Annotated in this window: 11 protein-coding genes; 4 read left to right on the top strand and 7 right to left on the bottom strand. The window is 70.6% G+C overall.

Annotation, left to right across the window (positions count from 1 at the left end; translation table 11 throughout):
* Positions 1 to 49 precede the first annotated feature (49 nt).
* A complete protein-coding gene (locus tag ACH442_RS15705; protein WP_396338704.1) occupies positions 50 to 541 on the top strand; it encodes a hypothetical protein in 492 nt (163 codons plus the stop codon).
* Positions 541 to 783 carry a helix-turn-helix transcriptional regulator gene (locus ACH442_RS15710; protein WP_396338705.1) on the top strand — a complete coding sequence of 81 codons (243 nt, stop codon included), beginning with the start codon at positions 541 to 543 and terminating at the stop codon, positions 781 to 783. The genes ACH442_RS15705 and ACH442_RS15710 overlap by 1 nt, the downstream gene beginning before the upstream one ends.
* Before the next feature lie 32 nt (positions 784 to 815).
* Here ACH442_RS15710 and ACH442_RS15715 read toward each other — a convergent pair whose 3' ends face one another.
* Together ACH442_RS15715 and ACH442_RS15720 are read right to left on the bottom strand one after the other, a co-directional pair.
* Positions 816 to 2,399, bottom strand: a complete 1,584-nt coding sequence (locus ACH442_RS15715; protein WP_396338706.1) for an FGGY-family carbohydrate kinase — start codon at positions 2,397 to 2,399, stop codon at positions 816 to 818.
* The gene (locus ACH442_RS15720; protein WP_396338707.1) at positions 2,400 to 4,613 is read right to left on the bottom strand and encodes an aminotransferase class III-fold pyridoxal phosphate-dependent enzyme; all 2,214 of its coding nucleotides are present in this window, start codon (positions 4,611 to 4,613) and stop codon (positions 2,400 to 2,402) included. It abuts the gene before it with no gap.
* A 128-nt stretch (positions 4,614 to 4,741) separates the two neighbouring features.
* Between ACH442_RS15720 and ACH442_RS15725 the strand changes: the two genes are divergently transcribed.
* The gene (locus ACH442_RS15725; protein ID WP_396338708.1) at positions 4,742 to 5,893 is read left to right on the top strand and encodes a PucR family transcriptional regulator; all 1,152 of its coding nucleotides are present in this window, start codon (positions 4,742 to 4,744) and stop codon (positions 5,891 to 5,893) included.
* Positions 5,894 to 6,190: 297 nt separating this feature from the next.
* Here ACH442_RS15725 and ACH442_RS15730 read toward each other — a convergent pair whose 3' ends face one another.
* From ACH442_RS15730 to ACH442_RS15740, 3 genes are all read right to left on the bottom strand, one after another.
* Positions 6,191 to 7,444, bottom strand: coding sequence for a PP2C family protein-serine/threonine phosphatase (locus tag ACH442_RS15730; protein WP_396338709.1), 1,254 nt, complete (start codon positions 7,442 to 7,444; stop codon positions 6,191 to 6,193).
* Positions 7,445 to 7,759: 315 nt separating this feature from the next.
* The gene (locus tag ACH442_RS15735; RefSeq protein ID WP_396338710.1) at positions 7,760 to 7,942 is read right to left on the bottom strand and encodes a hypothetical protein; all 183 of its coding nucleotides are present in this window, start codon (positions 7,940 to 7,942) and stop codon (positions 7,760 to 7,762) included.
* 81 nt (positions 7,943 to 8,023) lie between these two features.
* Positions 8,024 to 8,443, bottom strand: a complete 420-nt coding sequence (locus ACH442_RS15740; protein WP_396338711.1) for a nitroreductase/quinone reductase family protein — start codon at positions 8,441 to 8,443, stop codon at positions 8,024 to 8,026.
* A gap of 38 nt (positions 8,444 to 8,481) precedes the next feature.
* Here ACH442_RS15740 and ACH442_RS15745 point away from each other — a divergent pair, with 38 nt between their 5' ends.
* Positions 8,482 to 9,657, top strand: a complete 1,176-nt coding sequence (locus ACH442_RS15745; protein WP_396338712.1) for a cytochrome P450 — start codon at positions 8,482 to 8,484, stop codon at positions 9,655 to 9,657.
* On the opposite strand, the gene ACH442_RS15750 is transcribed toward ACH442_RS15745, so the two are convergent.
* Both ACH442_RS15750 and ACH442_RS15755 read right to left on the bottom strand, forming a co-directional pair.
* Positions 9,624 to 10,796, bottom strand: a complete 1,173-nt coding sequence (locus ACH442_RS15750) for an FAD-dependent monooxygenase (RefSeq protein WP_396338713.1) — start codon at positions 10,794 to 10,796, stop codon at positions 9,624 to 9,626. The genes ACH442_RS15745 and ACH442_RS15750 overlap by 34 nt on opposite strands.
* A 266-nt stretch (positions 10,797 to 11,062) precedes the next feature.
* On the bottom strand, positions 11,063 to 11,803 hold the full coding sequence (locus ACH442_RS15755; RefSeq protein WP_396338714.1) for a S1 family peptidase: 741 nt from the start codon (positions 11,801 to 11,803) through the stop codon (positions 11,063 to 11,065).
* Positions 11,804 to 11,872 lie beyond the last annotated feature (69 nt).

The raw sequence follows: 11,872 nt of genomic DNA on the forward strand, positions 1-11,872 counted from the left end.
GATGTTAAGTCCACTTGACGTCTAGAGAACTTGACATCATCATGTTCCCATGACTGCTTCGCTGGTTGACCGCGTGGTGCGGTGGAATCTCGACATCGACGGCGACCTCTACGGCGACGAGCGCGAGCGCTACCGGTGGTATGAGGGGATAGCCACCGCCTCCGCGCTGCACTCGCTCCTCATCCCGTGGGCGGCGGCGATCCTGGTGTGGCCACTCGGCCGGGCCGCCGTGCTGCCGCTCGCGGTCGTCCTCGTCCTGCTCTGGGGCCCGATGCTGCTCTGCTCCGTCTACGTGGCCCGGCGCAAGGTCGACACGACTCCGCGGGTCTGGGGCACGAAGCGGATCCTCATGGCGGCCCTCGGCGTGATTCCCTACGCCGCGTTCCTCGTCGGCGCGCTGCACGCCTACGATCCCGCGGGCGACGCCTGGGTCGGGGCGATCGTCGGCACCCTGTTCGGGGCGATGATCAGCGTCCTGATCGTCGCGGTCAAGGCGCGCCGGCGGCAGGGACGTGAGGCGCTCACCGTGGACGAGGACTGATGGCGCCGCCCTCGGGCCCGGTCCGAGCCCCGGAGGCCGACGGCGTGGCGGGAGCGCGGATCCGGACGGCCCGCAAGGAGGCCGGGCTCACGCAGCAGGGTCTCTCGGTCGCGGTCGACGTGAGCCGGCAGACCATCATCTCCATGGAGACCGGCGACTACGCTCCTTCGGTCTACCTGGCCATCAAGGTGGCCCGAGCTCTGGGCGTGACCGTCGAGGCCCTGTGGGGCAGAGAGACCTGACGACGGGCCGCCGGACACCGTCCGCGCGTGGCTCAGCCGTTCAGTCTCCGGTAGACCGGGGCGAGCTGCTTGTGCAGGCAGGTGTAGGTGTCGTAGATGTCGTCATAGGTGGCCCGATCCGCCCCGGGCTGGAATACGTCGTCGTTGCGCGCCAGCGCCGAGATGTCGGGGAAGCTGATCATCCCGGCCCCGACCGCGCCGATCCATCCCGCCCCGCGAGCGTTCACGGCGACCGGGTTGGCGTCCCGCCTGATCTCGATGCCCAGCACGTCGGCGAAGATCTGGCACCACGAGTTCGACCGAGCCGCCCCACCCGTGATCACCAGCGACGTCATCGGCGTACCCAGGAACTTGTCCACGGATCTCGCCATCCACCGCGTGTTCAGGGCGACTCCTTCGAACACCGCCCGCAGCAGATCCGACCGCGAAGTCTCCAGCGAGATGTTCAGGAACCCGGCCCGCAGATTCGGATCGTCCACCGGCGCCCGCTCGCCGTAGAGCCACGGCATGTAAAGCACCCCGTCCGCTCCCGCGGGAACCGACGGAATGATTTTGTCGAACGCGTCGAAAATGGTTCCTTCGTCCCGGCTGACGTGCCCGGCCGACACGAGCGGATCGTCGAACTCGACGATTTTGTCCCGCAGCCAGGTCAGATTCGCCCCGGCCGTGGCTTGCAGCGCCGTCATCAGATACCGGTCCGGCAGCGCGCACGGAATCGACGCGATGCCGCTGCCCACGTCGGTCTTCTTGGCCGGCACGTGGGCCGCGATCCACGACGAGGTCCCCAGGTAGAGGTGCGCCTCGTTGTCCCGCACGGTCCCCGCGCCGATCGCCGCCGCGGTGTTGTCGATCGCGCCGGCCACCACTTGCACCGACGCCGGAAGACCGAGGTGATCGGCAGCGCTGGGGGCGAGCGTGCCGATCACCTCGGTGCACTTCACGATCGGCGGGAACTTGTCCGCGTCGATCCCGCTGGCCGCGACCAGCGACGGCGCGTACCGGATGCCGGCCGCTTTCCGGTTGTCGGTGACCCAGGACGTGAGAATCGAGTCCACGGTCGCGACGGTGCGCCCGGTGAGCTTCAGATTGATCCAGTCCAGGACGTTCAAGAACGTCTTCGTCCGCGCGTAGACGTCCGGCATCTCGTCGCGCACGTAAAGCATGTGCGCCGCCGGATCCTTGCCGGTGACCGACGGCATCCCGCCGGTCAGCCGGAGCCACCGGGCGATTTTCAGGACCGAGATTCCGCCGTACGCCGGAAACCCGCCGAACTGTTTCCGCAGATGCCCCGCCCCGCGCATGTCCAGCCAGCTGATGCACCGCGTGAGCGGTTCACCCCGTGCGTCGACCGCGATCGTCCCCTCGCCCTGGGTCGACGAGCAGATGGTGGTCACCGCCCGTACGTGCTCGGGAAAGTCCCGTCCGAGGTCGGCGACCACTTCGCCGAGCGCGTCCCACCAGGCGGCCGGGTCCTGTTCGGCCCCGCCGCCGGGCAGGATGTGCAGCGGCACCGGGCGTTCGGCCCACCCGGTGACCGTCCCGTCCGCCGTGACCAGGGCGGCCTTCATCCCGGAGGTGCCCAGGTCGATGGCGAGGATGTGCGGGGCGATCGCCATCTAGACCCCTTCGACGAGTGCGAAGACCTGGTCGAAACGGGACAGGGCGTCGTCGATGACCTCGTCGGTGTCGGCCATCGAGGTGTACATCCGGGAGCCGGCGAGCGTGATGATGCCGTGCGCCGCGTACGCCGCGCCCATCTGCTCCATCAGCGTCTTGCGCTTCTTGTTCTCCTTGAGCAGCTTGATCGGGTCGCGCATGCTGAGCAGCATCACGCCGCTGCACTCCAGGTGCACGATCGAGCCCTGGTTGTACGCCACGTACGGCAGCCCGTACTTGTCGATGAGTTTCTGCAGCCCCCGGGTGAGCCGGTCACCGGCGCGACCGGCGAGCACCGGCGCGTTGGTCCGGGCCATCTCCTGGATCGCGAAGTACCCGGCCGCGCAGGAGAGCGGGTTGGCCGACAGTGTCCCGCCGACCTGGATGTGTGCGCCGCTCTTGCCGTCGAGCCCGGAGCCGAAGACGCTCATCACGTCGGCGCTGCCGCCGACGCCACCGGCCATCGGGTAACCACCGGAGACCGCCTTACCGAAAACGGTCAGGTCGGGGGTGACGCCGAAGTAGCCGGCCGCCCCGCCCAGCCCGGTCCGGAACCCGGTCACCACCTCGTCGAAGATCAGCAGCGCGCCGAACTCGTCGCAGAGTTTGCGGACGGCCGCGTTGTACTCCTTCGGCACCGGCCGCGTGCCGGACTCCGGCCCGAACGGTTCGACGATCACCGCGGCCGTGCCGCCGCGCGCCCGGTTCTCGATCAGCTTGCGCTTGAGCGTGCCCAGGTCGTGCGGGAACGCCTCCCGGGTGCGGCCGGTCGCGCCCCACGGGATGCCCTTGGCGTTCATCCGGAACGTGCCGGGCACCCGCAGGCCGTAGACGACCGTGTCGGACCAGCCGTGGTACGCCCCGCCGACCTTGATCACCATCTTCTTGCCGGTGTGTGCCCGCGCCGCGCGGACCGCCGCCATGACCGCTTCGGTGCCCGAACCGAGCGAACGGTACATCTCGATGTGCGGCATGTGCTGGTTGATGATCTCGGCGAGCTTCAACTCGTACTCGTGGAAGAGCCCCGTGACCGGGCCGCTCTCCTTGATCACCTCGGCGACCCGCTCGTTGACCGGACCGTAGTTGCTGCCCAGGATCGTCGGGCCGCCGGCCTGCAGGAAGTCGATGTAGACGTTGCCGTCCCGGTCGGTCAGGTAGGCGCCCTCGGCCTTGTCGACGGCGAGCGGGAACGGGTAGTTGAAGGCCAGGTTGTGCTGGACGCCGCCGGGGATCCGCTTCTTGGCCCGGTCGGTGATCTCCTTGCTGGCCGTGCACTTGGTCTCGAAGTAGTTCAGCACGTCCAGCAGCGCGTCGTGCCGCAGCCCGCGGACGGGCTGGGCGACGAGTGCCTTGAGCCGCCGCATGGTGTCGTCGACGTCGAGGTACTCGCTGATCATGTAGCCCAGGTCGTCGCCGGCCACGACGTCGGCAACGGACGCCACCGAGGGCAACTCTTCCTCTTCCGGCACCCGCACCGGCTCGACCGCGTCGACGATCTGCGAGGCGATCCGCTTCTCGTCCTTGCGAAGCTTGCTGAACGCGATCTCGCGGATCGTCGCCGGAATCGTGTAGACCTTGCCGGCCTCCGTGGCCAGCGCCATCAGATAGGCGATCGACACCTTCTCCAGCAGCGCCATGTTGAAGACCGCGCGCGACGGGTCGGTCCCGACCGCCACCACGCCGTGGTTGGCGATGATGAACGCGTTGTCCCCGCTGGCCACCTTCTTCTGCACGTTCTTGGCCAGGAAGCCGGTGCCCGACGGCGCGTAGTCGATGATCGCGACCTCTTTGCCGAGGAAGCGCACCTGCTCGTCGGTCAGTGCCGGGATCGGCTTGCGCAGGAAGGCCAGGGCCGACGCGTACGGCTGGTGGGTGTGCACGACCGCGTTGACGTCCGGCCGCTCGCGGTAGATGTTCGCGTGCATCCCGCACTCGATCGACGGGACGAGCCCACCGGCGCCGCCCTCGTCCGGCACGTGTTTGCCCTTGAAGTCGACGATGCAGACGTCCTCGACGCGCATCTTGTCGTAGTCGTAGTTGCTCGGCGTGACCGCGTAGAGCTCGTGGCCCGGGATCCGGACCGACACGTTGCCCTCGGTCGCCTTCAGGTATCCACGGTCGAGCATCGTGCGGCACATGTCGACGACGTGCTGGCGGGACATCCGGTGTTTCACGAGCGGTTCCGATCCTCAGGCGTCAGGGTGTGACCGGCACCATCGTCACTCTGCAACAGTTATGAAGCCAGGTGTTCCGGCCAGCAATCTGCGCCCCGGTTGTTATCACCGGGTGACAAAATTCGGCGATGACCACCCCGTGGCAGCGTGTGCCGTCCGACCTCGCGGCCGCGATGCGCCCCCGCCTGCCGACCGCCGTGCGGGCGATCGCCGAGGCGGTGGCCGAGGCCAACCCGGGATCGGCGGAAACGGCCGGAGAAAAATTCAACCGCGATGTCCGTACGGCGGTGCAGGTCGCCCTGGAACGCTTCGTCGACCTGGCCGGCACCGGCGAGCCGGCTCTCCCACCACCGATCCGCGAGGTGTTCGTGGCCCTCGGAGCGGCCGAGGCCCGCGAGAACCGTGGCCCCGAGTTCCTGCTGGGAGCCCTGCGCACCGCCGCCCGCCTGCTGCTGCGGGCCGCCTCGCAGTCCCTGGCCGAGTCCCGCCCGGTCACCGTCGACGAGATCATCGACCTGTCCGACGCGACCAGCGCGTTCGTCGACGAGCTCGCCTCCGCCTGCACCGACGGTCTCGCCCGTCAGCTGCGGGAACAGGCCGGCGAGGGTGACCGTCGCCGCCGCCGGGCCGCCGACCTGCTGCTGCGTGGCGGCGCCCCGGCCGACGTGGCCCGCGAGGCGGTCACCGCGATCGGCTGGCCGGCCCTCGACCGGGTCGTCCCGGTGCTGCTCCCGGCCGACCAGGCCCGCGACGCCCGGTTCCGGTTCGCCGCCGACGGCGTCGTCGCCGAACGCGCCCGCGACGCGGTCCTGCTGCTGCGATCCGGCCCGCGCGCCGAACGCCCCGCGCTGGCCGAGGCCCTGGCCGGCCGTGCGGCGGTGGTCGGCCCGTCGCTGCCCTGGTCCGAGGCGCCGGAAGCGGTCCGGCTGGCCGAACGCGCCGCCGAACTGATCGGCACCGGCCCGGAACCGGTCTTCGTCGAGGACCACTTCGCGGCTCTCGCCCTGCGCGGCGAACCGGGCGCGCTCGCGGCCCTCTCCTCCCGGCGCCTGTCCGCACTCGACGGGCTGCGCCCCGGCCAGCGCGAGCAACTGCTCACCACGCTGCAGTCCTGGCTGCGCCACTGGGGCTCGCGGGCGGCGGTGGCAGCGGAACTCTTCGTCCACCCGCAGACCGTCAGTTACCGCCTGAACCGCCTCCGGGACCTGCTCGGCCCGGACCTCGACGATCCCACCGCCCGCTTCGAGCTCCTCCTGGTCCTGACCCAGCGCCGGAACTAGGCTTGCCGTTCCACCTCCGCCCCGCCCCGACGTCGCTGCGGACAAGAACGCCGCGCCATCAAGGGTGACCACGGTGTGTGCCGCTCGGCGCGGGCCGCGACGGGACCCAGCGCGCACAGGGTGGCTTCCACTTACCTTCTGCTGTCCGGACGAGTCAGAAGAATGCTTTCGCGCCAGTAACTGCGGGAGCGGGGCGACCACACGCCATCCCTTCGGCACGAGTGTGTTGTCGTCTGATGCAGCGGTCGGCTCGAATGCTCTCCCACCGCTTCACCCGGCTCCGGGGTCGCGGTGCGGTCAGCGGCCGTCGGTGGAGGTGGCGGCGGATACGTCGGCGCCGGCGTGGGTGCGGCGTTGCTGTTCGTGGTTGCCGTGCCAGTCGAGGATGAGCAGGGTGGCGTCGTCCTCGAGGGTCGGTCCGGCGACAGCGAGGACTCCGTCGGCCAGCGCGCGTGCGGCTTCGCGGGGGTGCAGGCCGGCGAGGGACAGGAGCCGGGCCGGGAGGTCGATGGCTGCGGCTTTGCGTTCGTGCATGCCGTCGGTGACGACGACCAGACGGTCACCGGGTTCCAAGGTCACCGCACCGGCCGAGAATTTGCGGTCGGGGAACATGCCGAGGCCCAGGTTGCCGGGCAGTCCGAGCTCGTTGTGCCGGCCTCGGCGGATCAGGATCGGCGGCACGTGCCCGGCGTTGAGGAGCTCGCACCGGCCGGTGGTGAGGTCCAGTCGTCCGAGGATGGCGGTGAGGAAGGCGCCGCGGACCGGGGCGTGCTGGGCGACGGCGGCGCCGGCCCGGTCGGCCTGCTCGACGAGGCTGTGCCCGGCCCGGCGGGAGTTGCGGAGGCTTCCCACCCCCAGGGTGGCGATGAGTGCGCTGGTCACGCCGTGGCCCATGGCGTCGGTGACACTGAAGTGCAGGGTGTCGCGGGCCATGGTGTAGTCGAAGGTGTCTCCGCCGATGCTCGCTGACGGTTCCAGCCAGCCGGACAGGGTGAAGGAGCCGCCTTCGCAGGTGAAGGCGCTCGGGAGCAGCCGGCGCTGGATCTCGGCGGACAGGCTGAACGGGGTGGTGCGCTGTCCCCACTCGAACAGGTCGGTGTGGCGGCGGTTGGCGATCACCACGAACGCGAGCGCGTGCGCGGTCCGGGCGATCTCCGCGAGCGTGCGGGGAGCGGGCTCGGCGGGGACGACGATTTCCAGCAGGCCGATCACTTCGCCGCGCTCGGTCACCGGCGCCAGCACGGTCCACCCCGAGTCACCGCCGGTCACCTGCACCGTCTGCGTGCGCAGCGCCTCTTCCTGGGGGCCGCCGTCGAACGGCAGCACGGTTGCGACCTCGCCGCCGTCGCGGCGATCGCCGGCCGGTCCGAGGGGAGCGTGGGCCAGGCGGACCAGTGCCCGGCCGCTGAGGTCGGCGATGAGAAAGGAGACGCTGCTGGCATGCAGTGCCGTACCGAGTTCGCGGGTGACGGCCTCGACCGCGTTCACCGGTGTCGCGTCCTCGGCGGCCGCCAGCATCCCGGACAGCGCCACCTCGACCGATGGATCCATACGGGCAGAATACAAACGTACGAACCGCCTCCCCCGCACACACCGGTGAACGGCCCCGCGGGCGTGCCCAGCCGGTCCGCTGCCGGCAGACTCGGCCCGCGCGGATGGTGAGCGTGGCCGTGAGCCTGCGATGATCTTGTTTGTGTGGCGTCGTCTCAGCGGCAGTGGGCACCGTCTTCGCTCATGACGGGGCGGGAGGTGTGACGGCCGCCGGCCATCGATGCGGAACCGACAAGAGGCCGGCCCCAGGCCGTCGGCCACGGCCCGCGACAGAGGCCCGTCCGAGCTCACCCAGCGGCAGACGAGGACGACTGATCAGCCGCGTCCGGACTGCTTCTCGAAGGCCGCCAGTATTTCCTCAGCCTGGGCACGGCTCAAATCATGCCCCTGTTCCTCGCGCGCCTTCAGCAGTACCTCGTACTGCTCCGGACTGAGGAACATGAGGTTGTCGAGGTCACCCAGATCGTCGTCGTCAGGTGGTGGAGTGCTGTCGGGCACGAGACGGACTCCTCGGTGGCGAAGATGGCGAAGCAGATCTCCATCGGCGACGGTGATTCCTTCAGCTGGTGGAACGACCAGCTAGGCGCGAGTCAGCTCCAGGACCGGGATCGTCCGGATGCCCGCGGTCTTGCGCTCGTAGTCGCGGAACCCCGGGAAACGCGCGACGATCCGCTCGAACGCCTCGTCGCGTTCGGCGCCGGGCAGGTCGCGAACCGTCGCCTCATACGTCTCCGTGCCGGTCTCGACCTGCGCCTTCCCCGCGGCGAGCAGGTTGTGGTACCACTCCGGGTGGACCGGCGCGCCGGCCATGGAGGCGACGACGAGGATGGCGTCGTCCCGGCCCTCCACCGGTTGGTAGGCCAGCGGGGCGACGAATTCGCGCCCGCTGCGGCGCCCACGGTGGTGCAGCAGGATCAGCGATGCTCCAGTGAACTGGCCGCCGACCCGGCCCCCGTTGGCGCGGAACTCATCGATGATTTGCTGGTTCCAGTCGCTCATGGTCCGACGCTACCAAGCGGTCACGCCATGATGGCGAGGTGATCGACACCGCCACGCGCCACGAGTTCCGTGTTCTCGCCGCCGCGCACCGCAAACTGCCCGTGCTGCTCACTGCCGGGCGCCTGGCCCGCCGGCTGCGCCGCGTCCCACGGGTCGGCTGGGTCACCTCCGACCCGCTGACCGCCCGCCGCATTCTCAACGACCCGGACCATTTCACGCTGCTCGGTGAGGGCGGCGTCGGCCACCTGTGGGCGCAGGTGCTCGGTGACTGGGTCTACGAGATCTTCGACGGTCCCGGCCACCACCAGCTGCGGGCGCGGACCCGTGACCTGTTCACCGACGAGAGCGCCCGCCGGCTCACCGACCGGGTGATCGGCCCGCGGCTGGCCCGGGCCGGCGAGCAGCTGCGCGCGGGCGCGACGGTCGACGTCGCGGACCTGGCCCGGGTGCTGGTCGGCCGGATCGTCGCGGACCTGTTGCGGCTGCCGGTCAGTGATCACGACGACGCGTACCGGCAAATCTTTGCGACCGGCGAGGAACTGGCTTCCCTCGCCCTCGGCACGACCGCCTCCACCCACCTGCAGCCGGAGACGGTTGCCCGCGCGAAGCAGATCGTCGCCCGGCTCACCGCGAACGTCGCCGCGACCTGGCGGACCGCCCCGCCCGAGACCGTGCTCGGCCGCTGCCGTGAGCTGGGCCTGCAGCAGCGGCAGGCCGAGGGCCTGGCCACCCTGCTGATGGTCGCCGGGACCGAGACCGCGGCCAGCGCGATGGCCCGCACGGTCGCGCTGCTGCACGACACCGGCGCCCAGCACCGCCTGCACGCCGACCGGGGCCTGCTGCCGGACGCGGTCCGCGAGGGTCTGCGGGTGACCACGCCGGCGCCGCTGATCGGGCGCGCGGTCGCCGCGGACGTCACGGTCGACGGCCGGCGGCTGCGGGCGGGGGAGCGGGTGCTGATGCTGACCTGGACCGCGAACAACGCCGCCGGCGGTTTCGACCTGGACCGCGGTTATCTGCCCGACCAGCGGCAACTCTGGTTCGGCGCGGGCCGCCACCTGTGCCTCGGCGCGCCGGTCGCCCGGGCCGAGATCACCGGTCTGCTGCGTACGCTCCTGGACGCGGGCGGCCCGTGGCGGATCACCGGCCGCCGGTACCGCCGCGGCGTGCTGATCCCGTCCTACGCCTCGCTGCCGGTCGCCATCGCGGCGTAGACGTCGTATTCGTGGATCCAGCCGACCATCTGCGGCAGATTCTCCAGCCGGGCGTTCCGCTCGTCGGCGAGTGGCCCGTCCGGCACCTGGAAGCAGGCCGCGTTCGCTCGCGACCCGAGCTGGATCTGCCGGGTCCGGGGCTTCCTGAGCTGCTCATAGCCCCGCAGAGCGTCCTTCAGGGTCACATTCCGATTTCTCGCGTACGCCGTGAGCACCGCAACGTCCTCGATGGCCTGGTTCGTGCCCTGGCCGGCGTGCGGCAGCATCGGATGGGCGGCGTCCCCGAGCAGCGTGACCCGTCCGGTGCTCCAGTTCCGCAACGGCTCCCGGTCGTAGAGCGCCCACCGGCCCGTCTCCTCCGCGTTCCCCAGCAGCGCCGTCACCACCGGGCTCCACCCGTCGAACGCGGCCACCGCCTCCCGGGGCGCACACCGGGCCGACCACGATTCTTCGGTCCAGTCCGGGTCCGGCACGTACGCCACGAAGTTGATCAGTTCACCGCCGCGCACCGGATAGGCGACCACGTGACGGTTCGGCCCGAGGAAGAACGTCAGCCCGAATCGGTCCCCGCCGGGCACCCGGTCGACCGGGGTCAAGCCGCGGAAGCAGCTCATCCCCGAGAACACTGCCTCGTCGGCGCCGTCGACGTGCCCGCGGACCGCGGAACGCACACCGTCGGCGCCCACCACGAGGTCGGCGTGGGCCGTCGAACCGTCCGCGAACTGCAGTTCGACCTGCTCCGGCGACTCGTGCACGGCTACGCAGCGGCGGCCGAGGTGCGGCTCACCGGCGTACGCGGAAATCAGCAGTTGATGGAAATCGGCGCGATGGATGCCGAGGAACGGGCCTCCGAACCGCTGCTCATACCAGGCGCCCATCGGGTGCTGGTAGAAGACGTCGCCGCTCTTCCCGTGGCGGAACTCGATGCGCTGCAGGTTCGCCGAGACGTCCCGCACCGCCTTTCCGAGGCCGAGCGCGTCCAGCACCCGCATCCCGTTACCACCGAGGGACACCCCGGCGCCGATCTCGCTGAGTTCACCGGCCTGGTCGTAGACGTCGACCTCGAACCCGTCCGCCTGCAGCGCGATCGCCGCGGTCAGCCCGCCGACCCCAGCCCCGACAACCGCAACCCTGACCATCCTGCACCCCCGTGATGAGCCCGCCGCCCTCATCGAACCCCATCAAGGTCCACACCGGAAGAACCGTCCGCCGGCAACCCGCTCGCCGGCCGGCTCGCCGGGGTGTCGGGCGCCGCTCCGGCGGACCCTCGCTACCCAGCCGCGCCGAGGCGGCCGGCTCGCCGGGGTGTCTCGCGGTCCCTCGGCGCCGGCTGGAGCGCGGGACGCGCGTGGCGGCCGTGCGCGGCGTCGGACACCGCGCACGGCCGCCACGGGCCGTTGTCGAATCAGTAGGTCTTGGACTTGGTGACGGACGTGATCCAGTCGGCGAGGTTGTCGGTGCGGGCGGCCGTCTCGACGGCCGTGTGCGGGCAACTGGGCCCGTTGCTGACCACGGCCGCGAGGACCGGCCCGGCGCCGCGGCGTTCGGTGAAGTAGGGCGCGCCCGAGTCGTACGGGCAAGGGGTGGTGTCCGGCGACGGCGCGTAACCGTTGAGGCCGAGCGTCGCGTCCCCGACCGTCACGATCTTCAGCCGGCCGGTCTGCAACCGGGTCGCCGGGGTCGGGTTCACACTCGTCAGCGAGCCGTAGCCGGTGACTCGCAGGATCGTGCCGACCTGCGGCGCGCGGCTGCCGACGCGGAGCGGGCGCACGTCGCGGACCGGCTCCTCGAGGCGGGCGAGGGACACGTCCGCGGTCGGGGACTGTTTGACGGCGACGATCGTGAGCACGTGACCGCTGGTGCCGGTCAGGTCGGTGCGACCGATGGTCGCGGTGGTCAGGTCGGCGACCGGGTATTCGACCCGGACGCCGTTGGCGTCGCGGAAGCAGTGTCCGGCGGTGATCACCCATTGCGGGGCGATCAGCGCGCCGGAGCAGGCGCTGTTGCGCTTGCCACCGTCCGCGGTCGGGATGCCGGTCATGGTGAGTTTGACGGAGAACCGATATCGGCCGTCGGGCACCGGTTCACCGTTGGCGATGGCGTTCGCGGGGGTGGCGCCTCCGGCCAGCACGCTCAGGAGGGTCACGGCTGCGATTGCCCAGCGGGTCCTGCCTCGCACAGTCAATCGTCCTTTCCGGACATTCAGGCAACGACC

This window comes from Actinoplanes sp. NPDC020271 (genome assembly GCF_044388125.1).
GTDB lineage: Bacteria > Actinomycetota > Actinomycetes > Mycobacteriales > Micromonosporaceae > Actinoplanes.